Genomic DNA, 21774 nt, shown 5'->3' with positions numbered 1-21774 from the left:
GCCCTCCGGCGTGTACCGCGGGAAGGCCAGGTCACCGGCGTAGCGCGCGGCGTCGCCCAGGGCCTCCTCGATGCGCAGGAGCTGGTTGTACTTCGCGGTGCGCTCACCGCGGGCGGGGGCGCCGGTCTTGATCTGGCCCGCGCCGACGGCCACCGCGAGGTCCGCGATCGTGGTGTCCTCGGTCTCGCCGGACCGGTGGGACATCATCGACTTGTAGCCGTAGGAGGTGGCCAGCGCGACCGCGTCCAGCGTCTCCGACAGGGTGCCGATCTGGTTGACCTTCACCAGCAGCGCGTTCGCCGCCCGGCGGGAGATGCCCTCCTCCAGCCGCTCCGGGTTGGTCACGAACAGGTCGTCGCCGACGATCTGGACCTTCTCGCCCAGCTCGGCGGTCAGCTGCACCCAGCCGTCCCAGTCGTCCTCGGACAGCGGGTCCTCGATCGACACCAGCGGGTAGGAGTTGACCAGCTCGGTGTAGTAGCCGGTCATCTGCTCGGCGCTGCGCTTCGTCTTCTCGAAGGTGTAGGCGCCGTCGGAGAAGAACTCGGTGGCCGCCACGTCCAGGGCCAGCGCGATGTCGCGGCCCGGCGCGTAGCCGGCCTTCTCGATCGCCTGGAGGATCAGGTCCAGCGCGTCGCGGTTGCTGGACAGCGCCGGCGCGAAGCCGCCCTCGTCGCCCAGGCCGGTGCCCAGGCCCTTGGACTTCAGCACGGACTTCAGGGCGTGGTAGACCTCGGTGCCCCAGCGCAGGGCCTCGCGGAAGCTCTCCGCGCCGATCGGCGCGATCATGAACTCCTGGATGTCCACCTCGGTGTCGGCGTGCGCGCCGCCGTTGAGGATGTTCAGCATCGGCACCGGCAGCACGTGCGCGTTCGGGCCGCCCACGTAGCGGAACAGCTCCAGGCCGCTGGACTCCGCGGCCGCCTTCGCCACGGCCAGCGACACGCCCAGGATGGCGTTCGCGCCCAGGCGGGACTTGTCCGGCGTGCCGTCCAGGTCGACCAGCTTCTGGTCCACCACGCGCTGCTCGACGGCCTCGATGCCGACCAGCTCCGGACCGATCTCGTCGAGCACGGCGGCGACCGCCCGCTCGACGCCCTTGCCCAGGTAGCGCTTGGCGTCGCCGTCCCTCAGCTCCACCGCCTCGTGCTCACCGGTCGAAGCCCCCGACGGCACCGCGGCGCGCTCCAGCGTGCCGTCGTCCAGCGCCACCTCTACCTCGACGGTGGGGTTGCCTCGCGAGTCCAGGATCTCGCGGGCGCCGACCTGCTCGATGACCGCCACGTGCGCTCCCTCGTCAGACCTTGTTCTGTATCGGTGACGAGCCTAGTTGGTGCAAGGTGTGGGACGGCCCCGGCTCGGGTGTTGGGGCCGTCGTCGGGAGGGGTTCACTCGTGGTTCACGTCTCGCGGGGTGGTGACGGGCCCCTGCTGGTGCTGCTGCACGGGCTGGGCGCGACCGGGTCGGTGTGGCGCGGAGCTGCGGAAACGTGGCCCGGGGCGTGGTTGGCGGTGGACCTGCCGGGGCACGGCCGGTCGGCGCCCGCGGCGCGGTACTCGTTCGGCTCGCTGGCGGCGGCGGTCGCTTCGGTGGTGCCCGCCGGACCGGTCGCCGTGCTGGGCCACTCGCTCGGCGGCGTGGTCGCCCTGGCGCTGGCCAGCGGCTGGTTCGGGGTGGACGTGCGCGCCGCGGGCGGGCTGGGCGTGAAGCTTCGGTGGACCCCCGAGGAGCTGTCGCGGGCGGCGGCGCTGGCGGCGAAACCGGCCCGCGTGTTCCCGACGCGGGAGGAGGCGGGGGGCTGGGCGGCGAAGCTGGCGGGCGTGCCGCTGCCCGACGCGGTCGTCGAGGCGCCCGGCGGGTGGCGCGCGGCGCTCGACCCGGCGGCGTTCGGGGTGGGCGCGCCGGACGTCGACGGGCTGCTCGCGGCGGCCCGGTGCCCGGTGGTGCTGGCGGCCGGGTCCGAGGACCACCTGTGCCCGCCGGAGCACCTGACGGCGGCCGACCCGGGTGGAATCGTGCTGCCAGGGGTGGGTCACAACGCCCACGTGGAGCAACCGGCGTCGATCAAGCCGGTGCTGGAGCGGCTCCACCACGCTCTGGTGGCGTGACGCGCCGATCCCGTCATCCGGTCGGCTGTCGTACGCCGGGCGGGTGCGCGGGTAGCGTTGATCGGACCATGACTGACGGCACCTTCGAGGCGTTCCGCCGAGCCGAGGCGCTGCTCGCGGAACGCCGACCGCTGGAGGCGCTGCGCGAGCTGGCCGTCGTGCTCGAAGCGGCGCCGGAACAGGCGGGCGTGCACCTGCTCGCCGGACGCGCCTACCTGGGGTCGGCGCAGCTCAAGCGGGCCGAGTCGGCGTTCCGGAAAGTGCTGGAGCTGGACCCGAGCGACCACTACGCGCGGTTCGCGCTGGGGCGGACGCTCCAGCGGCAGAGCCGGTTGCCGGAGGCGCTGGCGCAGCTGCGGATGGCGGCGGCGATGAACCCGTCGCCGGAGTACCAGGAGGCGCTGGGCGAGGTCAGCGCGAGGCTGGCGGTCGAGCGGGACCGGTGAGCCGCCTCAGCCGCCGGTGCCGGCCCTGGCGTAGGCGTCGGCCCCGCTGAAGACCTCCTGGCCGTACTCGGTCGAGTTGTTGTAGGCCAGCACGGCGGCCCACCAGCCGGCGCCCGTGCCCAGGTCGCGGCCGCCCGAGCAGAGGTAGCGCGCGGCGGCGAGGGCGGCGTCGTCGATGTCCTGCGGGTCCGGCGGCGCGCCGTCGCCGTTCGCGCGGACCGCGTACCGGGCCCACGTGGTGGGGATGAACTGCATCGGGCCGACCGCGCGGTCCCAGCGCGTGTCGCCGTCCAGGGTGCCGCCGTCGCTGTCGGCGATGGCCCGGACGCCCGGCGAGCCGTCGAGCGGGATGCCGATGATCGGGCGCGACGGCCGGCCGTCCTCGCCCAGGCGCAGGCCGCCGATGGTGCCGTGGTGCGACTCGATGCGGCCGATGCCGGCCAGCGTCGCCCACGAGATGCGGCACGACGGGTTCTGCGTCCGCATCACCAGGTCCGCGACGGCGTACGCGCGCAGCGCCCGCTCCGGGATGTCGGTCTTCTCCGACAGCGCGGCGGCCCACTGGTTCAGCGGCTCCACCGCCTCGGTCGCGCCGGGTGACGCCTGAGGTTCACCCGAAGGGGGGACATCACCACCCGATCCGGGCGCGGCGGAACCGGGCTCGACGTCCTGGAACGGCACCGGGAACGGCGGGTCGGCGGCGCTCCCCGGCCCCGACCTGTTGAACGTGCCCAGGGCCCAGGCGCCGGCGGCCACGAAGGCCAGCAAGAGCGCTACCAGCGCCAAGCGCCCGACGAGGTTGCCGACACGGCCGCGCACCGGGGGGCGCGGCTCCTCGGTCTTCGACGGCGGCGGGACGACCACGACCCCAGGCTACGTGCTCTTGTCCAGTGCCCCGGGGTCTCTTCGCGAACGACCTCGTGTTCTCGAACGGGTGACGGGGGCGGCGGGGGTGGTCAGGGCGCGGCGGCACCGGGCCCGGCGGCCGGCGCGACGGCTCCGGGCACGACGGCTCCGGGCGCGGGCGGCGCGGTCGTGTCGGGCACGGTCGTCGCGGTCTCGGTGGGGACGGTCGGGACGGTCGTCGTGGTCGTGACCGGTGCCGTGGTGCCGGGTTCGGACGGCGCGGTCGTGATCCCCGCCGTGCTGGGAGGGGCGGCGGTCGGGTCGTCCGGCGTCGGCCTCGACCTGGTGGGCCACCCGGTCGACACCCGGGCGGGCGGCGGGGACGGCGCCGGCGACGACCGGGACGGCTCACCCGGCGACGACCCGTCCGGCACGAGCACGGGCGGGGCGGGCGGGTGACCGGACGGCACCCTGCCGGGCTGGAGTTCGCGGTGGCCCGCCGAGCCGGGCCGGATCGCGCTCGCACTCGCGCTCACGTGGGGTTCCGGCGTGCCGGGCAGCGCGGTGGTCCGCGCGCTCACGGGGGTCTGCCCGGTTACCGGCGCGGCGCCACCGGTCCCGGAGTCCCCCGGCGGCTCGGGCCGCGTGAGGAGCAGCACCAAGGCCGCCAACCCGCCCACCGCGACCAGCGGCGCCGGCACGGCCGCCGAGAAGCACCCGCGCCCGCCGCGCGGCACCAACCGATGGCTCAACCGAACCCAATCCCCGACCCGTTCCCTGGCGCTGTCCATTGATCGGGTTCGGGCTGCGGACCGCAAACACCCCCGTGTCACACGCCTGGGTGGACTCGATCGGGTAAGGCCTCGGCCCAGCCCGACTGACGCGGGTGAAGGAGGTTCAACCCAGCGTCGGCGAAGCGGGGCGGACGACCCGACCCGGCGTCGACAGGACGGGCGGGACCGGACCCGGCCCGCCACCGGCGGACCGGCACCGCAAGGGCCTCACCAGGCCAGCCCAGCCACCTCAGCCCAGCGGGGGCAGCTCGGGCGGGGTGGCGGCCGGGCGGGCTTCCAGCGCCTCCAGCGCCAGCCGCACCGCCGTGTCGAGCTGCGGGTCGCGCCCGGCCACCCGGTCCTGCGGCGTCACCACCACCTCGACGTCCGGGTCGACGCCGTGGTTCTCCACGCCCCACCCCGGCCCGGCGAACCACGTCGCGTACCTGGGCTGGGTCACCAGCGTCCCGTCCACCAGCGTGTACCGCATGTCGATGCCGATCACCCCGCCCCACGTGCGGGTGCCGACCACCGGCCCGATCCCCATCTCCTTGATCGCCACGTTCACGATGTCGCCGTCCGACCCCGCGAACTCGTCCGCGATCGCCACCACCGGCCCGCGCGGCGCGTCGTTCGGGTAGCTGTCGGCGGTGGTGTACCCGCGCGCCACCGACCAGCCGATGATCCGCCGCCCGAGCTTCTCGACGACCAGCTCGGAGGTGTGCCCGCCGCCGTTCTCGCGGACGTCCAGCACCACCGCCTCGCGCGCCAGCTCCACCCTCAGGTCGCGGTGCAGCTGCGCCCAACCGGCACCCGTCATGTCCGGCACGTGCAGGTACCCGACCCGCCCGTCGGACAGCTCGTGCACGCGCGCCCGCCGGTCGGCCACCCACGCGTGGTAGCGCAGCGGCTCGTCGTCGGACAGCGGCACCACCACGACGCGCCTCGGCTCGCCGCCGCCACCGGGCCGCACGGTCAGCTCCACCGGCTTGCCCGCCGCGCCCACCAGCAGCGGCGCGGGGCCGGTCACCGGGTCCACCTGCCGCCCGTCCACGGCCACGATCGCGTCACCGGCGCGCACCGCCACCCCTGGCGCGGCCAGCGGCGAGCGCGCCGCCGGGTCCGACGTCTCGCCCGGGATCACCCGCACGACCCGCCACGCGCCCTGCTCGTCCCGCTCCAGGTCCGCTCCGAGCAGGCCGACGGCACGGCCGCGAGAACCACCCGAAGGAATGACGTAGGCGTGGGACGTGCCCAGCTCGCCCTGCACCTCCCACAGCAGGTCGACCAGGTCGCCGTAGCTGCCCAGCCGGTCCACCAGCGGCCGGTAGCGCTCCAGCACGCCCGCCCAGTCCACGCCGCCCATGTCGGTGCGCCAGAAGTGGTCGCGCATGAGCCGCCCGGCCTCGGCGTACGCCTGCCGCCACTCGGCCGCCCGGTCCACCACCACCCGCACGCGGGACAGGTCGACGTCCACCGAGTCGCCGTCGTCCGAGTCGACCTTGCGGTCGGTCGGCACGACCCGCAGCTCGTCGCCGTCCTGCACGACCATCCGCTGCCCGTCGCCGGTCACCTCGAACGCGTCGACGCCGTCCACCAGCGCCTCCGTGCGCGACTTGGCCAGGTCGAACCGCTCCAGCACGGCGCGCGGCGGCCGGGCGCCCGGGGTGGCCAGGTTGTCGCCCAGCACCCCGCGCAGCGGCGAGCGCAGCCACAGCAGGCCGCCCTTGGCGGCGGTGAGGCCGGCGTAGCGGGCGGCGGGCACGGGCACCGCCACCACCCGGTCGGCCAGGCCCTCCAGGTCGACCACGGTGATCGGGTTCTCGTCGTCCTTGTCCTTGTCCTTGTCGGACGGGTCGTCGCCGACCGGGCGGCCCAGGCGCAGCGGGTCGAACGGCGACGGCGTGGTCGCCGCGAGCGGCACCAGGTAGGGGCGGCAGCCGGTGGGGAACGACAGGTCGAACACGTGCGCGTCGTACACCGGGTCGAAGCTGCGCACGGACAGGAAGGCCAGGTAGCGGCCGTCCTCGGTGAACGAGGGCGAGAAGTCGGAGAACCGCAGCGGGGTCACGTCCACCACGGACAGGTCGGTGGTGTTGGTCATCCGGATGTGCTGGAGGGGGCGCGGGCCGGGGTGCGACCAGGCCAGCCAGTTCGAGTCCGGGGAGAACGCCAGGTCGCTGACGTGCGGGTTCGCGCCCTTGAGGACTTCGCGCACCTCGCCGGACTCGACGTCGACCAGCAGCAGCCTGCCGTCGTGGGTGGCGACCGCGAGCCGGCGGCCGTTCGGCGACACGGCCAGCTCCAGCACGCGGCCGAGCTTGCCGACGGCCACCCGGCGCGGCTCGTTGCCCGGCTCGACGCCGCCCGCCGGGGAGAACTCCAGGCCCTCCTCGCCGTCGGCGTCGGTCACCCACACCACGCCGTCGCCGACCACGCGCGGCAGGCGCGCCCGCACGCCCGGCTGCTCGGCCAGCGCCCGCACCGGGCCGTCCCGGTGCGTCACCCAGTGCACGGTGCCGCGCACCTCGACCACGCTCGCCCGGCCGGTCTTGTCCGGGTGGAAGTCGTCGGGGTGCGGGGTGACGTGGCGGGGGCGGCGGGCGGTGCGCGGGCCGCCGAGGGAGATCTCCAGCCTGCGGGGCGTCGCGCCGTCGAGGTCGTCGAGGAGCCACAGCTCGCCCGCGTGCTGCCAGACGACGCGCCTGCCGTCGGTGGTGGCGACGCGCGCGTAGAACTCCTGCTCGGTGTGGCGGCGCAGGTCCTCCCCCGCGGGGGTGACGGAGTAGAGGCTGCCGACGCCCTCGTGGTCGGACAGGAACGCGATCCGGTCGCCGACCCACAGCGGCGAGGTCAGCGAGGAGGTCAGCTCGGGCAGGATGCGCGTGAACTCGCCGTCGCCGGTGCGGTCCACCCACAGCTTGCCCGCCGCGCCGCCCCGGTAGCGCTTCCACCAGGCGGGGTCGCGGCCGTAGACGGAGGTGACGACGACCTGGCGGTCCGGGCCGAACGAGACGTCGTCGACCCAGCCGAACGGCAGCCGGCGCGGCGGCCCGCCGTCGACGGGCAGGGCGTGGGCCCACTGCCGGTTCGACGTGGCCTGGCCGGCGGAGGTGACCGCGACGACCTCGCCGTCCGCGGTCCACCCGCGCACGCCGGTGGACCAGGAGCCCCAGTAGGTCAGCCGGGTGGACTCCCCGCCTTCGACGGGCGCGAGGTGGACCTCCGGCGCGCCGTCGCGCCTGCTGGTCCACGCCAGCTTCGTGCCGGTCGGGTCGAAGCGCGGGGAGGACACCGGCGCCTGGTCGGCGGTCACCCGCCAGGCCCGGCCACCGTCGATCGGCGCGAGCCACACGTCGTTCTCGGCCACGAACGTGACGAGGTCGCCGTGCGGGTGGGGGAAGCGGAGGTAGGCGGGTTCGCTCACCCCCTCGACGTTAGCGCCCCGATGATCCCCACCCCTCCCACCCCGCGTGTCATGCCCCCAGCCCTCGCGAGTCATGCGCCCAGCCCCCGCGAGTCGTACGTTCAGACCTCGCGAGTCGTACGTTCGGGACTCGACCGAGGGACGAACTCGGTGGCCCGAGCGCATGACACGATGGGTCTGAGTGCATGACACGCGCGGTCTGAACGCATGACTCGCCGGGGCTGGACGTACGACACGCCGGGGCTGGACGTACGACTCGCGGGTCAGGTTGGCCAGTGGGTGCGCCAGTCGGTGGGGGTCAGGGTGGTGAGGCCGGCGGTGCGGGCCGAGCGTTCGGCGGCGCGCACGTTGGCGGCGAAGGTGCGGGCGACCGCGCGCAGCTCGGTTTCCGGGTCCTCGCCGGCCAGCTTGGCCAGGGCGGCCACGGCGAACAGGGTGCTGCCGGTGTCGTCGCCGGTCGGGAGCAGGTCGGCCGGGAGGCCGGCGCGGGCCGCGCGCTGGACCAGCTTGGCGGCCAGGGCCACGGCGGGCTGGGTGGTGGCCACGCCGTCCAGGCTGGACGTGCGCTGCTTCTCCGCCTGCTTGAGCTCCTCCCAGCGGCGCTGCTGGGTGCCGGCGTCGCGCACGGTCGGGTCGCCGCCGTCGGAGAACACGTGCGGGTGCCGGCCGACCAGCTTGGTCACCAGGTCCGCCGCCACCTCGTCGATGCCGAAGGGCGCGGAGGGGTCCTCGGCCGCGATCCGGGCGTGGAAGAGCACCTGGAGCAGCACGTCGCCCAGCTCCTCGCGCAGGGCCGCGCGGTCGCCGTCCTCGATGGCCTCCAGCAGCTCGTAGGTCTCCTCGACCAGGTACTGCCGCAGCGACTCGTGGTCCTGCTCCGCGTCCCACGGGCAGCCGCCCGGCGAGCGCAGCCGGTCCATCACCGCCACCGCGTCCAGCAGCGGCGCGCCGGGGGTGCGGACCACCGGGGAACCGGCCGAGACCAGCGCGCGGGCGGCAGGCTCGGAGAGGTCGGTGGTCAGCAGGACCACGTCGGGCGTGAGGGGCGCGGACGCGGGGGGCACGGACCCGGGGGGCACGGACCCGGGGGGCTCGGGCGGGAGCGGTGTCGCGCCCCAGGTCTCCGGGTCCACGCCCTTCCCCGCGTACACCGCCGCCGCGCCCCGCAGTGCGGGCAGCGCGGCGGCGGGCAGGACGTGGGCGTCCCCGACGAGGACGACCGTCACGAGTCGGTCTGGCGGACCGCGGCCTGGTAGCCGGACAGCTCGCCCTCCGACGGGGCCAGGGAGATCGCGGTCGAGTCCCACACGCCGTAGCGCGGGTTGATCTCGATGTCCGGGTTGCCGGCCAGCGTCTGCACCAGGCGCAGGCCGATCTGCTCCAGCAGCTGCGGCGTGAGCTGCTCGGTGGACGACTCGCCGGACACCCGCACGTCGGTCTTGCGGTCGGTGATGTGCGCGACGATCCACTGGGCGCTGCCCGGGTCCGGCGCGAACGCCACGACGGTGCCCGGCTCGACGCCGAACAGCGGCGACTGCACCGACTGCGGCGACTCGGCGGAGCGCACCACCTGGCCGCGCCTGCCCAGCGCCTGGCCCTGCTGGCTGCGCGGCGCGTCCTCGACGAACTCGGCCATCCGCGACGGGTCCGCCGCGACCTGCTTGGCCTTCTCGATCGCGTCGGTGTTGTCCTCGGCGAAGAAGTAGTCGAACGTGACCTCCATCCGGTCCACGTACTTGCGCGCCAGCTCCACCAGCAGCAACTGGTCCTTGGCGCGCTCCCGGAAGGTCGCCGCGTCGTACACGGTGTTCTGCGAGGCCAGTTCCGCGCCGCCCGCCTGCTCGACGGACTCGGTCACGTCCTCCTCGGACACCGTCACGCCCTCGCGCCGCGCCGCCAGCTCGATCAGCTGGTGCTGCACGCCGAGCGTGACCAGCTGACGGGAGACCTGGTCGAGCTTGCGCTGGTCGTGCAGCTTCCGGGCCTCGGGCTCCTTCTGGAGCACGACGTCCAGCCGCTGCTGCACGGTGTTCAGCGGCAGCGCGGTGTCGCCGACGATCGCGGCCGAGCCGACCTGGGCGGGCCCGGTGCCGCAGCCCGCCACGAGCAGTGCGACGGCCGCGCCGATCAGGGTGAAGCGCCTCTGCACAGTCCTCACGACCGGTACTTTCTCACGAGCGGGATGAAGCCCCCGTGACGGGGCTCACCACCAGGGAACCCAGGAAGTGGGCGCACCAGTCCAGCAGCTCCTGGTCGCGCAACTGGGGCGCGCCCATCCGGCCGCCCGCCGCTCCCTCCGTCGGCCTAGGCACGCTGACCGAGGAGGTGGCCTGCTTGTAGACCGCCTTGGGGTATAGACGCCGCAGCCGCACCAATTGGCTGTCCTTGAGGTCGAGCGGCGCGAACCGGACGTTCTGCCCCATCAGGACCACCTCGGTCACGCCGTGCTCGCGGCACCTCTGCCGGAACCGCGCCACGGCCAACAGCCGCTCCACGGGCAGCGGCGGCGCGCCGTAGCGGTCCTTCAGCTCGTCCCACACGGCCTGGAGCGCCGCCTCGTCGCCCGCCGCCGCGATCTTGCGGTACGCCTCCAGCCGCAGCCGCTCGCCCGGCACGTAGTCGTGCGGGATGTGCGCGTCGACCGGCAGGTCCACCCGGACCTCGGCCAGCTCCTCCTCGCCGTCCGCGCCCGCGCCGGCGTGCCGCCGGAACGCCTCCACGGCCTCGCCGACCAGCCGCACGTACAGGTCGAAGCCGACGCCCGCGATGTGCCCGGACTGCTCGGCGCCGAGGATGTTGCCCGCGCCGCGGATCTCCAGGTCCTTCATGGCCACGGCCATGCCCGCGCCCAGCTCGGTGTTCTGCGCGATGGTGGCCAGCCGGTCGTGCGCGGTCTCGGTGAGCGGCGCCTCCGGCGGGTACAGGAAGTAGGCGTAGCCGCGTTCCCGGCCGCGGCCGACGCGCCCGCGCAGCTGGTGCAGCTGGGAGAGGCCGAGCATGTCGCCGCGCTCCACGATCAGCGTGTTGGCGTTGGAGATGTCCAGGCCGGTCTCGACGATCGTGGTGCACACGAGCACGTCGTACTCGTTCTCCCAGAAGCCCTGGATGATCTTCTCCAGCTTGTCCTCGTTCATCTGGCCGTGCGCGGTGATGACGCGGGCCTCGGGGACCAGCTCGCGGATGCGGCGGGCGGCCTTCTCGATCGACGACACGCGGTTGTGCACGTAGAACACCTGGCCGTCGCGCAGCAGCTCGCGGCGGATCGCCGCGCCGACCTGCTTGTCGTCGTACGGGCCGACGTAGGTCAGGATCGGGTGCCGCTCCTCGGGCGGGGTGAGGATGGTGGACATCTCGCGGATGCCCGCCAGCGACATCTCCAGCGTCCGCGGGATCGGGGTCGCGGACATCGTGAGCACGTCCACGTGCGTGCGCAGCGCCTTGATGTGCTCCTTGTGCTCGACGCCGAACCGCTGCTCCTCGTCCACGACGACCAGGCCGAGGTCCTTGTAGCGCAGGCCCTTCTGGAGCAGCCGGTGCGTGCCGATGACGATGTCCACCTCGCCGTCGGCCAGGCCCGCGACGGTCTGCTCGGCCTCGGTCGGGTCGGTGAACCGGGACAGGCCCTTGATGTTCACCGGGAACGCGCGCATCCGCTCGGTGAAGGTGTTCAGGTGCTGCTGGGCGAGCAGCGTGGTCGGCACGAGCACCACGACCTGCTTGCCGTCCTGCACCGCCTTGAACGCCGCCCGCACCGCGATCTCGGTCTTGCCGTAGCCGACGTCGCCGCAGATCACCCGGTCCATCGGGACGCCGCGCTCCATGTCGGACTTGACCTCGTCGATCGCGGCCATCTGGTCGACGGTCTCGGTGAACGGGAACGCGTCCTCCAGCTCCCGCTGCCACGGCGTGTCGGGGCCGAACGCGTGGCCGGGCGCGGACTGGCGGGCCGCGTAGAGCTGCACCAGCTCGGCCGCGATCTGCTTGACCGCCTTGCGGGCCTTGGCCTTGGTGTTCTTCCAGTCGCTGCCGCCGAGCCGGTTGAGCGTGGGCAGCTCGCCGCCGACGTAGCGGGACACCTCGTCGAGCTGGTCGGTGGGCACGAACAGCCGGTCGCCGGGCTGGCCGCGCTTGGACGAGGCGTACTCCAGCACCAGGTACTCGCGGGTGGCGCCGGCGACGGTCCGCTGCACCATCTCCACGTACTTGCCGATGCCGTGCTGCTCGTGCACCACGAAGTCGCCGGGCTTGAGCGCCAGCGGGTCGACGGCGTTGCGGCGGCGCGACGGCATGCGGCGCATGTCCTTGGTGGACGTGCCGCCGCGCCCGCCGGTCAGGTCGGTCTCGGTGAGCACGACCAGGGCCAGCTCGGGCAGCGCGAACCCGTCCTCCAGCGCGCCCCGGACCACGGTGACCGCGCCGGGGGCGGGCGCCTCGGTGAGCGCGTCGACGCAGGTCGCGTTGACCTCGGCGTCGCGCAGCTGCTCGGTGGCGCGGTGGGCGGTGCCCGCGCCGGGCACGACGAGCACGGCCGTGCCGCCGGCCGCGGTGTGGGCCCGCAGGTCGGTGAACGCGCGGTCGACGTCGCCCTGGTAGGCCTCGACGTGCTTCAGCTCCAGCCGCAGCACGTCGGTGCCCTCGGTGGTGAGCTGGCTGAGGGTCCACCACGGCCGCCCGGCGGCGCGCGCGGCCGTCGCGACCTCGGCCAGGTCGCGGTAGGCCGACGCGCCCAGGTCGATCGGGGCCTTGCCGCCGCCGGCCGCGGCCATCCACGAGGCCTCCAGGAACTCCTGGCCGGTGCGCACCAGGTCGTGGGCGCGGGCGCGGATCTTCTCCGGGTCGTTGAGCACCACGTGCGTGCCCTCGGGCGCCACGTCGGTGAGGAGCTGGAGCGCGCCCTCGCACAGCGCCGGGATCAGGGCCTCCATGCCCTCCGACGGGATGCCGTTGGCCAGCTTCTCCAGCATCTCGTGCAGCTGGGCGTCGGCCTCGTGCTCGGCGGCGAGCGCGGCGGCCCGCTCCCGGACCTGGTCGGTGAGCAGCAGCTCGCGGCACGGCGGCGCGGTGAAGGCCCGCACCTCCTGCGGCAGCGAGCGCTGGTCGGCGACGGAGAACGGGCGGATCTCGCTGACCTCGTCGCCCCAGAACTCCACGCGCAGCGGGTGCTCGGCGGTCGGCGGGAACACGTCCAGGATGCCGCCGCGCACGGCGAACTCGCCGCGCTTCTCGACCATGTCCACGCGCGTGTAGGCGAGGCCGGCCAGGTCGACGAGGAGCTGCTCGAAGTCGTGCTCGGAGCCGACCTCCAGGTCGACGGGCGCCAGCTCGCCCAGGCCGGGCGCCATGGGCTGGATCAGGCTGCGGACCGTGGTGACCACGACCCGCAGCGGGTTGTCGCCGGGGTGGGAGAGCCTGCGCAGCACCTGGAGGCGGGCGCCCACGGTGTCGGCGCGCGGTGACAGGCGCTCGTGCGGCAGCGTCTCCCAGGACGGGAACAGCGCCACCTGCTCGGGCCCGATCAGGTCGCACAGGACGGCGCGCAGCTCGTCGGCCTCGCGGCCGGTGGCGGTCACGGCCAGCACGGGCGCGCTGCCCGCCAGGGCCGCGGCGACCAGCGGCCGGGCCGCGGGCGGGCCCTCCAGCTCCAGTTCTGGCACGCCGACGGAGTCGGTGAGGGCGCGCAGCGCCTTGTCGGGCAGGACGGCGGTCAGCAGGCCGGACAGCGGACCGGGCTGGGGCATCGGGGTGGCTCCTGCGGGAGGTGCTGGACAGACCCCTGCCCGGGACCTGGGGAAGCCGCCGCGGGAGGGGTTCTCTGCGCACCAGCCTACGTGCACCGAGAAGGGGCCGCCCGCGGATTAACGGGTTGACCGCCCGGTCACGCTGGGGGCGTGGAGCACGAGATCAGGGCCGACTACGACGATCGGCACATCACCGTCTACCAGGCGTATTCACCGGCGATCGCCGAACCCGCGCTGGCCGCGGGCCGGTTCGTGCCGCCGTTCAAGCCGGGGCGGATGACCTGGGTGAAGCCCTCGTTCCTGTGGATGATGTACCGCTGCGGGTGGGGCTCGAAGCCGGACCAGGAGCGGGTGCTGGCGATCAGGATCACCCGAACGGGTTTCGACTGGGCGGTGCGCAACGCCGTGCCGAGCCACGAGGTGGGCCGGGGTAAACCGGACGTCCGCGTGCAGTGGGACCCGGGGCGCGACCTGCGCCTGAACGCCCTGCCGCACCGCTCGCTCCAGCTGGGCCTGGCGGGCGGGGCGTCGCGGCGGTACGTCGAGGAGTGGGCGGTCGGCATCACCGACGTGACGCCGCTCGCCCACGAGGTCCGCGACCTGGTGCGGGCGGGCGACCTGGGCGCGGCGCGCGCCCGGCTGCCCGTCGAGCGGCCCTACCCCGCGAGCGCCTGACCGGGGCCGACGCGGTCGCCCGGCGCCTGGCAGACGTGGGCGCAGACGGTGGGCGCAGACGGTGGGCGCAGACGGTGAGCACACAGCCGGCCCGTCATGATGGGCGACATGCGCCGAGTCGTCGGGTTTGCCGCTGTCGCGCTGTTGGCCGGGTGCACGTCGCAGGACGCGGGTGGCAGCGCGCCCTCGACCACCGCGCCCGGGGGCCTCTCGGTCGAGGTCGTCGCGTCCGGCCTGGAGCACCCCTGGGACGTGGGCTTCCTGCCCGACGGGCGGATGCTCGTCCCCCAGCGCCCCGGCCGGATCGCCCTGGTCGAGGGCGGGCGGGTCACCGACGTCGAGGCCGACCTCGGCGACGTGGCGGCTCGCGGCGAGGGCGGGCTGATGAGCCTCGTCGTGCACCCCGACTTCGAGACCTCGGGGAAGTTCACCACCTGCTCCAACACCGAGCAGGACGTGCGGCTGGTGACCTGGGTCCTCGACGGCGCGCGGGCCACGAGGGTGGCGGACCCGCTGCTGGCCGGCCTGCCGGGCAACCCCAGCGGGCGGCACTCGGGCTGCCGGATGGCGCTGGACGGCGACGGCCACCTGCTCGTCGGCACCGGCGACACCGCCCGCGGCGACGTCCCGCAGGACCGGGGCAGCCTCGGCGGCAAGGTGCTGCGGATCGACCTCGGCACCGGCGAGGGCGTGCCCGGCAACCCGTTCGGCGACCGGGTCTACACCTACGGCCACCGCAACGTCCAGGGCGTGGCCGTGCGCGAGGACGGGATGGTCTTCACCGCCGAGCACGGCCCCGGCACCGACGACGAGGTCAACGTGCTCCGGGCGGGCGGCAACTACGGCTGGGACCCGTCCCGCGGCGGCACGGCCGACGGCTACGACGAGGGCGTGCCGATGACCGACCTGGAGCGGTTCCCGGACGCGGTGCCCGCGGTGTGGTCGTCCGGGCAGCCGACCGAGGCGATCTGCGACGCCGCCTTCCTGCGCGGCGAGCGGTGGGGCGACCTGGAGGGCGTGCTCGCGGTGACCGCGCTCAAGGGCGAGAAGGTGCTGCTGTTCACCGTCACGCAGGAGGGCGGCGTGCACTCGGTGTCGATCCCGCCGGAGCTGGAGGGCGCCCACGGCCGGCTGCGCGGCGCCGAGCTCGGACCGGACGGCGCGCTGTACGTGACCACGTCCAACGGTGAGGACGACAAGGTCCTCAAGGTGACCCGCGGCTAGCGGCGGGTGCGCAGCCGGGGCTTGTGGTCCATGTGCGACAGGCCGTTCCAGGCCAGGTTGACCAGGTGCGCGGCCACCTCGTCCTTCTTGGGCTTGCGCACCTCCAGCCACCACTGGCCGGTCAGCGCCACCATGCCGACCAGGGCCTGGCTGTAGAGCGGGGCGAGCTTGCGGTCGTAGCCCTGCTGGGAGAAGTGCAGGCCCAGGATCGACTCGACCTGCGAGGCGATGTCGTTGAGCAGCGACGAGAACGTGCCGCTGGAGGAGGCGACCGGCGAGTCGCGGACCAGGATCCGGAACCCGTCCGTGGAGCCCTCGATGTAGTCGAGCAGCGCGCACGCGGCCTGTTCCAGCAGCTCACGGGGGTGCCCGCCGGACAGGGCGTTGACGATGTGGTCCATCAGCGACTGCATCTCGCGGTCGACCACGACCGCGTAGATGCCCTCCTTGCCGCCGAAGTGCTCGTAGACCACCGGCTTGGACACGCCCGCCCGGTGCGCGATCTCCTCGATCGAGGTGACCTCGAAGCCCTTCTCGGCGAACAGGGCGCGCGCCACGTCGAGCAGCTGCTCGCGCCGCTCCTTGCCGGTCATCCGCACCCGAGGCACCGGTGCGTCGTCGTCGCGCCTTCTCCCAGCCACCCAGACCACACTAAACACCCGCCCCCCGCGCCGGGCGCGAGGGGCGGGTGCCGGGAGTCACTTCTTGGCGCTGATCCGGGCCAGGCGCTGCTCCGTGGGCCAGCGCACGTTGGTCGCCCAGCCGAACTTCTCGAACAGCCAGATGGCCCGCGCGGAGATGTCGATCTGGCCGCGCTTGACGCCGTGCCGGGCGCAGGTCGGGTCGGCGTGGTGCAGGTTGTGCCACGACTCGCCGAAGCTCAGGATCGCCAGCGCCCACACGTTGGCGGAGCGGTCGCGGGCGGCGAACGGGCGGTCGCCGACCATGTGGCAGATCGAGTTGACCGACCAGGTGACGTGGTGCAGGAACGCCACCCGGACGAGGCCCGCCCAGAAGAACGCGCTCAGCGCGCCGCTCCACGACATGGTGATCAGGCCGCCGAGCACCGCGGGGGCGAGCAGGCTGATCGTGGTCCACAGCGGGAACAGCTTGTCGATGCGGACCAGGTCCTCGTCCGCCAGCAGGTCCGGCGCGAAGCGCTGCGCGTTGGTCTTGTCGCGGTCGAACAGCCAGCCCATGTGGGCGTGCCAGAAGCCCTTGGCCAGCGCGACCGGGCCGGTGCCGAACAGCCACGGCGAGTGCGGGTCGCCCTCGCGGTCGGAGAACGCGTGGTGGCGGCGGTGGTCGGCGACCCAGACGATCACCGGGCCCTGGAGCGCCATGCTGCCCGCGATCGCCAGCGCGATCTTCAGCGGGCGGCTGGCCTTGAACGAGCCGTGCGTGAAGTAGCGGTGGTAGCCGACCGTGACACCCATGCCGGCGAGGTAGTAGAAGACGACGAAGAGAGCCACGTCGACCCAGCCGAGGCCCCAGCCCCAGGCGAGCGGGACGGCCGCGAGCAGGGCCAGGAACGGCACGATGACGAACACGTAGACGCTGAACTGCTCAACGTTGCCGCGCCGTCCACCGATCAGCGGTTTCGGCCCGCGATCGGATCCGTCTTGCGCCTTGCTCTCCAGGGTGCTGGTCATACATCTACCTCTGCGGTGTCGGGACTACCTACGGAACCGTAACTTACGCCAGCGTAAGTTACGGCGACGCGATACCGCCATAGGCGGGGGGAAAGTCACGGCGTGTTCTCAGGAAGCCGGGCGTGTCGATCAAGGCACGGGCATCATGCGCTGATGGGTTCCCCGAACACGCGGGGGCGACACCTCGCCCGGCGCGTCCTGGTCACGTTGGTGGTGGTGTCCACCCTGCTCACCGCCGGTGCGCTGGGTGCGGGCTGGTACTACAGCGGCGAGCTGCTCGACCCAGCGAACGCCCGACCCGGCTACCGCGAGGAGGTCGTCTCGTCGACCGCCGGAACGGTCACGTTGCGCGAGTCCAGCGTCACAGCGCTGCCCGGGACCTGGGGTCTCGTTTGGCCGGGCGGCAGCGCGGAGGTCGGCGCGGTGACCGGGCGGTCGGGCGACGGGGTGGTGCGCGAGCTGCGGGGCGCGGCGCCGCCCGACGGCACGCGGGCGCGGCTGGACGCGGCGGTGTGGCCGACGGACCCGCGGACCGCGCGCGGCCTGGCCTACGAGGAGGTGCCGATCCGGACCGAGCTGGGCGACGCGCCCGCGTGGCTCGTGCCCGCGACCTCGTCCACCTGGGTCGTGGCGGTGCACGGCCGCGGCGGGTCGCGGGCGGAGGTCCTGCGGATCGCGCCCGTCCTGCACGACCTGGGGCTGCCCGTCCTGGCGGTGACCTACCGCAACGACGAGGGCGCGCCGCGCTCGCCCGACGGCCTCTACCACCTGGGCGACACCGAGTGGCGCGACGTGGAGGCGGCGGTGCGGTACGCGCTGGAGCACGGCGCCCGCGACGTCGTGCTCTACGGGTGGTCCATGGGCGGCGCGATCGTCGGGCAGTTCCTGGGCCGGTCCGCCGAGGCGGACGAGGTGGCCGCCGTCGTCCTGGACGCACCGGTGGTGAGCTGGTCGAGGACCCTGGAGCTCCAGTCGCGCAACCGGGGCGTGCCGGAGCGGTTCACGGCGGTCGCGGAGCTGGTCTCGGACTGGCGGGCCGACCTGGAGTTCGGCCGCTTCGACCTGGCCGGGCACCCGCCCGCGCACCGGCCGCCGACCCTGCTGTTCCACGGCGGCGCGGACGGCACCGTGCCGGTGGGCGCGTCGCGGGAGCTGGCGACCGCCGCGCCGGGCCTGGGCTGGCCGGTGCGCTACGTCGAGGTGCCCGCGGCCGAGCACACCGCGGCGTGGAACGCGGACCCGGCCGCCTACGAGCGGGTGGTGGCGGAATTCCTGGCCGAAGAGGTCGTCGGATGACCCGATCAGGTGCCGATCCGCTTGCCCGAAGGGGTCGCGCCCCTCTCGGCGACCTCGGGGCGCAAGTGCATATGCACTATCGGGAAGGCCCCTTCTTTAGCGCCTCCACCAGCGAAAACACGGTTAGTCATGATCGGGTTACCGAGGGCGTGCCGCCACTTGAGTGGTGGTGCTGACCTTCGAGGGGGACTCGTGACAACATGTCTTCGCGCGGTCGGGGCCAACCCGGCCGTTCCGCCATGGTGTAAAGGCAGCACCTCGGATTTTGGTTCCGATGGTCCAGGTTCGAATCCTGGTGGCGGAGCGAGGGTCGGGTCGGGGCGTCCGGTGTCGGCCGCCCCGCGTCTGCATGGGGGTGGAAGTCGCTGCGCGAGGAAGCGGTCGACGAGCAGGGCAACGTGGCGCCGGCGCTCCACGAGATGTCCGACGCGTGGCTGGTCGGCCGCGCGAGCGAGCTCGTGGCCGTGGCCCAGAGCAGCCACCTCTCGGACCAGCTCGACGCGGCGCACGAGGTCGACGACATCCTCGCCGAGGCCCAGGGCCGCGGCGAACCGCGGATCGTCGGCCAGCTCCTGCGCGCGGCGGCCGTGGTCCGGATAGTGACACCCGACCTGGTCAACCTGTCGGACTCCGTGCTGGACGAGATGCTGGCGCACTGCCGCCGGCACGGCCTGGTGGTGCTGGAGGCCGAGGCGCACGCGCTGCGCGGCCGCCGCTACCTGCTCGGCGGGTTCGAGGACAAGGCGCTCACCGAGGTCGCCGGCGGCCTGGCCATGCTGGAGGAGGACCTCACCCCCGACCCGGTGATGGACAAGCGCACGTGGGACCGATTGCTCGCGTCCGCGCTCCAGACCACCGGCCTCGTGCTCACCCAGCTGGGCGTCTACGAGATGGCGGACGAGGTGCTGGCCCGCGCGCACAACGCGATCCGGGACAGCGCCAACCCGCACCTGATCTACGTGCACCTGGTCAACCGGGCCCGCCTGCTCATCGGCTGGGGCCTGCGCCTGGAGCGGGTGGACAACGTGGACGAGGCCGTCGAGCGGTTCGCCACCGCGTCGGCCATCGCCACCGCCGCCGAGCTGCCGTTCCGCGAGTCGCTGCACCCCGGCAGGCGCGACCGCTCGGCCGCCGAGCAGGTGCCGGTGATCGGCGCGGCCCACGCGCTGGCCAAGCCGGGCGCGGAGCACATCTCGCGGCTGTGGTCGCTGCGCGAGCTGGCCATGTACGCGCGGGAGTTGATCATCGTCTCCATCGCGCTGGCCCGCTGCCTGGAGATGGAGGAGCTGCCGCAGCAGGCGCTCCAGGTCCTGCACGACGCCCGCGGCCGGCTGGAGCACGACACCTCCGAGCCGACCCTCATGCTGTGCCTGACCCGCGAGTTCGCCCGCATGTCCGGCCCCAAGGGCGAGCGCACCATCTCCGCCCTCCAGACCTACGCCAACGCGCTGGAGGTCGAGCTGTGGCTGATGCAGGAGGCCCGCACCGCGACCCTGCTCACCCGCCGCGACCACGAGCGGCTCACCCGGGCGCACGGCGCGATCGCCCAGCAGGCCCTCCAGGACCCGCTCACCGGCCTGCCCAACCGGCGCGCGCTCGACGACCGCCTCGGCGCGCTGATCAGCGCCCAGACCCACCCGATGGCCATCGCGCTGGTGGACCTCGACGGGTTCAAGGTGGTCAACGACAAGCACTCGCACGCCGAGGGGGACGACGTCCTGCGCGTGATTGCCAGCACACTGCGCCAGGCGCTGCGGGGCGACGACCTGGTGGCCAGGTACGGCGGTGACGAGTTCGTCGTGCTGCTGCCCGGCGCGCCCCTCCACGCCGCCGAGGCCGCCCTCGGCCGGGCCGTGGATGCCGTCGCGGACCTGCCTTCCGACCTGTCCAGGGGGGTGACGCTGTCCGTGGGGGTGATCTCCGTGCGCCCCCTCGAAGCGGCGCACTCGGCCCTCGCCCGCGCCGACTCGGCCATGTACGCCGCGAAGCGCAGAGGTGGCTGCCAGGTTGCGGCGGTGGACGGCGGACCCTCCGCCGATGCCTAGTATCAACACCTGGCGGGACCGGGTCTTTCCCGCCGCGAAGCACGCCTAGCTAGGGAGAGCGCTGATGCTTGAGGGTGTCCCCACCCCGGTCAGCACGATTGTCCTCGCGGCGGGTGAAGGCACCCGCATGCGCTCCGCCGTCCCCAAGGTCCTGCACCGCATCGCGGGCCGCTCCCTCGTGGAGCACGCGGTGCGCGCGGCCGCCGGGACCGATCCCGATCACCTGGCCGTCGTGGTCGGGCACGGCCGCGCCGCGGTCACCGAACACCTCTACTCGCTGTCCACCGCGCTGGACCGCAAGGTCACCGTCGCGGTGCAGGAGGAGCAGAAGGGCACCGGGCACGCGGTGGGCTGCGGCCTGGCCGAGCTGCCCGCCGACCTGGGCGGCACCGTCGTGGTGACCTACGGCGACACCCCCCTGCTGGACTCCGACACCCTGCGGGCGCTGCTCGCCGAGCACGGTGCGCGCGGCAACGCGGTGACCGTGCTGACCTCCGTGGTCGCCGACCCGACCGGGTACGGCCGGATCGTGCGGTCGGCCTCGGGCGAGGTGGAGGCCATCGTCGAGCAGAAGGACGCCACCGAGGAGCAGCGCGCCATCGCCGAGGTCAACTCGGGCGTGTACGCGTTCGACGCGGCCGTGCTGCGCGACGGGCTGTCCCGGCTGTCCACCGACAACGCCCAGGGCGAGCTGTACCTGACCGACGTGCTCACCATCGCCCGGTCGGACGGCAGGCGCGTGGGCGCGCTGGTCACCTCGGACCCGTGGCTGGTGGAGGGCGTGAACGACCGCGTGCAGCTCGCCCGGCTGGGCGCGGAGCTGAACCGGCGCCTGGTCGAGGCGGCGATGCGGGCCGGCGTGACCGTGGTCGACCCGGCCACCACGTGGCTCGACGCCGACGTGCGGCTCGGGCGGGACGTGCTGGTCGAGCCGGGCGTGCAGCTGCGCGCGGGCACGGTCGTCGGCGAGGGCGCGGTGATCGGCCCGGACACCACGCTGAGCGGCTGCTCGATCGGCGCGGGCGCGTCCGTGGTGCGCACGCACGGCAGCGGCGCGGACATCGGCGCGGGCGCCTCCGTCGGCCCGTTCGCCTACCTCCGGCCGGGCACCCGGCTGGGCGCGGACGGCAAGATCGGCACGTTCGTCGAGGTCAAGAACTCCGACATCGGCACCGGGTCGAAGGTCCCCCACCTGAGCTACATCGGTGACACCACCATCGGCGAGCACTCCAACATCGGCGCGGCGAGCGTCACGGTGAACTACGACGGGGTGAACAAGCACCGGACCACGATCGGGTCCCACTGCCGCACCGGCTCGGACAACATGTTCGTCGCGCCGGTCACCATCGGGGACGGCGCGTACACCGGCGCCGGGACCATCGTGCGGCGCGACGTGCCGCCGGGCGCCCTGGGCGTGTCCGGCGGTCCGCAGCGCAACCTCGACGGCTGGGTGATCTCCCGCAGGCCGGGCACGGCGGCCGCGCGGGCGGCGGAGCGCGCCCTGTCGCCCGACAATGAAGGCACAACCGATGAAGGGCGCTGAC

The 21774-nt window shown here is 73.8% G+C and carries 16 protein-coding genes and 1 tRNA gene; 9 read left to right on the top strand and 8 right to left on the bottom strand.

Annotated elements, in window-relative coordinates:
* Positions 1 to 1284 (bottom strand): phosphopyruvate hydratase (eno, locus tag ACFV4N_RS11570; RefSeq protein WP_499672421.1); only part of this gene is annotated, 1284 nt, incomplete at its 3' end.
* A 110-nt stretch (positions 1285 to 1394) separates the two neighbouring features.
* On the opposite strand from eno, the gene ACFV4N_RS11565 reads away from it, so the two are divergent.
* Both ACFV4N_RS11565 and ACFV4N_RS11560 read left to right on the top strand, forming a co-directional pair.
* The gene (locus ACFV4N_RS11565; protein ID WP_499672420.1) at positions 1395 to 2108 is read left to right on the top strand and encodes an alpha/beta fold hydrolase; all 714 of its coding nucleotides are present in this window, start codon (positions 1395 to 1397) and stop codon (positions 2106 to 2108) included.
* 68 nt (positions 2109 to 2176) lie between these two features.
* On the top strand, positions 2177 to 2554 hold the full coding sequence (locus tag ACFV4N_RS11560; RefSeq protein ID WP_499672419.1) for a tetratricopeptide repeat protein: 378 nt from the start codon (positions 2177 to 2179) through the stop codon (positions 2552 to 2554).
* Positions 2555 to 2560: 6 nt separating this feature from the next.
* Here ACFV4N_RS11560 and ACFV4N_RS11555 read toward each other — a convergent pair whose 3' ends face one another.
* Entirely contained in the window at positions 2561 to 3418 is an 858-nt protein-coding gene (locus tag ACFV4N_RS11555; protein ID WP_499672418.1) for a lytic murein transglycosylase, read from the bottom strand.
* 171 nt (positions 3419 to 3589) lie between these two features.
* Between ACFV4N_RS11555 and ACFV4N_RS11550 the strand changes: the two genes are divergently transcribed.
* Positions 3590 to 3859, top strand: coding sequence for a hypothetical protein (locus tag ACFV4N_RS11550; RefSeq protein ID WP_499672417.1), 270 nt, complete (start codon positions 3590 to 3592; stop codon positions 3857 to 3859).
* Between the two features lie 564 nt (positions 3860 to 4423).
* On the opposite strand, the gene ACFV4N_RS11545 is transcribed toward ACFV4N_RS11550, so the two are convergent.
* The 4 genes from ACFV4N_RS11545 to mfd form a co-directional block, all read right to left on the bottom strand.
* Positions 4424 to 7600, bottom strand: coding sequence for a S41 family peptidase (locus tag ACFV4N_RS11545; RefSeq protein WP_499672416.1), 3177 nt, complete (start codon positions 7598 to 7600; stop codon positions 4424 to 4426).
* Positions 7601 to 7863: 263 nt separating this feature from the next.
* A complete protein-coding gene (locus ACFV4N_RS11540; protein WP_499672415.1) occupies positions 7864 to 8826 on the bottom strand; it encodes a nucleoside triphosphate pyrophosphohydrolase in 963 nt (320 codons plus the stop codon).
* Positions 8823 to 9758: a hypothetical protein gene (locus tag ACFV4N_RS11535; protein ID WP_499672414.1), complete on the bottom strand. Its 936-nt coding sequence runs from the start codon at positions 9756 to 9758 to the stop codon at positions 8823 to 8825. The genes ACFV4N_RS11540 and ACFV4N_RS11535 overlap by 4 nt, the downstream gene beginning before the upstream one ends.
* A 13-nt stretch (positions 9759 to 9771) precedes the next feature.
* Entirely contained in the window at positions 9772 to 13338 is a 3567-nt protein-coding gene (mfd, locus tag ACFV4N_RS11530) for a transcription-repair coupling factor (RefSeq protein WP_499672413.1), read from the bottom strand.
* 150 nt (positions 13339 to 13488) lie between these two features.
* On the opposite strand from mfd, the gene ACFV4N_RS11525 reads away from it, so the two are divergent.
* Positions 13489 to 14013 (top strand): DUF4291 domain-containing protein, encoded by a 525-nt coding sequence (locus ACFV4N_RS11525; RefSeq protein WP_499672412.1) that lies wholly within the window; start codon positions 13489 to 13491, stop codon positions 14011 to 14013.
* A 108-nt stretch (positions 14014 to 14121) separates the two neighbouring features.
* Positions 14122 to 15237 (top strand): PQQ-dependent sugar dehydrogenase, encoded by a 1116-nt coding sequence (locus ACFV4N_RS11520; RefSeq protein WP_499672411.1) that lies wholly within the window; start codon positions 14122 to 14124, stop codon positions 15235 to 15237.
* Here ACFV4N_RS11520 and ACFV4N_RS11515 read toward each other — a convergent pair.
* Together ACFV4N_RS11515 and ACFV4N_RS11510 are read right to left on the bottom strand one after the other, a co-directional pair.
* Complete coding sequence (locus tag ACFV4N_RS11515; RefSeq protein ID WP_499672426.1) at positions 15234 to 15830, bottom strand: TetR family transcriptional regulator; 597 nt, start codon at positions 15828 to 15830, stop codon at positions 15234 to 15236. The genes ACFV4N_RS11520 and ACFV4N_RS11515 overlap by 4 nt on opposite strands.
* A gap of 105 nt (positions 15831 to 15935) precedes the next feature.
* Complete coding sequence (locus ACFV4N_RS11510) at positions 15936 to 16889, bottom strand: acyl-CoA desaturase (RefSeq protein ID WP_499672410.1); 954 nt, start codon at positions 16887 to 16889, stop codon at positions 15936 to 15938.
* A gap of 153 nt (positions 16890 to 17042) precedes the next feature.
* Between ACFV4N_RS11510 and ACFV4N_RS11505 the strand changes: the two genes are divergently transcribed.
* The 4 genes from ACFV4N_RS11505 to glmU all read left to right on the top strand — a co-directional run bounded on the left by ACFV4N_RS11505 (position 17043) and on the right by glmU (position 21773).
* Positions 17043 to 18185 carry an alpha/beta hydrolase family protein gene (locus tag ACFV4N_RS11505; protein WP_499672409.1) on the top strand — a complete coding sequence of 381 codons (1143 nt, stop codon included), beginning with the start codon at positions 17043 to 17045 and terminating at the stop codon, positions 18183 to 18185.
* A 233-nt stretch (positions 18186 to 18418) separates the two neighbouring features.
* Positions 18419 to 18489: transfer RNA gene (locus tag ACFV4N_RS11500), tRNA-Gln, on the top strand.
* Positions 18490 to 18604: 115 nt separating this feature from the next.
* Entirely contained in the window at positions 18605 to 20230 is a 1626-nt protein-coding gene (locus tag ACFV4N_RS11495) for a GGDEF domain-containing protein (RefSeq protein ID WP_499672425.1), read from the top strand.
* Positions 20231 to 20294: 64 nt separating this feature from the next.
* Positions 20295 to 21773, top strand: coding sequence for a bifunctional UDP-N-acetylglucosamine diphosphorylase/glucosamine-1-phosphate N-acetyltransferase GlmU (glmU, locus tag ACFV4N_RS11490; RefSeq protein ID WP_499672408.1), 1479 nt, complete (start codon positions 20295 to 20297; stop codon positions 21771 to 21773).
* The last annotated feature ends 1 nt before the right edge of the window (position 21774 follow it).

This window comes from Actinosynnema sp. NPDC059797, from assembly GCF_042732085.1.
GTDB lineage: Bacteria > Actinomycetota > Actinomycetes > Mycobacteriales > Pseudonocardiaceae > Actinosynnema.
This window is presented reverse-complemented; position numbering and strand designations above follow the sequence as displayed.

Bases quoted from the DNA above. Each gene is read 5' to 3' on its own strand.
- ACFV4N_RS11560 (WP_499672419.1), top strand. From the start codon at position 2,177: ATGACTGACGGCACCTTCGAGGCGTTCCGCCGAGCCGAGGCGCTGCTC.
- mfd (WP_499672413.1), bottom strand. From the start codon at position 13,338: ATGCCCCAGCCCGGTCCGCTGTCCGGCCTGCTGACCGCCGTCCTGCCC.
- ACFV4N_RS11520 (WP_499672411.1), top strand. From the start codon at position 14,122: ATGCGCCGAGTCGTCGGGTTTGCCGCTGTCGCGCTGTTGGCCGGGTGC.
- ACFV4N_RS11515 (WP_499672426.1), bottom strand. From the start codon at position 15,830: ATGACCGGCAAGGAGCGGCGCGAGCAGCTGCTCGACGTGGCGCGCGCC.
- ACFV4N_RS11510 (WP_499672410.1), bottom strand. From the start codon at position 16,889: ATGACCAGCACCCTGGAGAGCAAGGCGCAAGACGGATCCGATCGCGGG.
- ACFV4N_RS11505 (WP_499672409.1), top strand. From the start codon at position 17,043: ATGGGTTCCCCGAACACGCGGGGGCGACACCTCGCCCGGCGCGTCCTG.
- ACFV4N_RS11495 (WP_499672425.1), top strand. From the start codon at position 18,605: ATGTCCGACGCGTGGCTGGTCGGCCGCGCGAGCGAGCTCGTGGCCGTG.
- glmU (WP_499672408.1), top strand. From the start codon at position 20,295: ATGCTTGAGGGTGTCCCCACCCCGGTCAGCACGATTGTCCTCGCGGCG.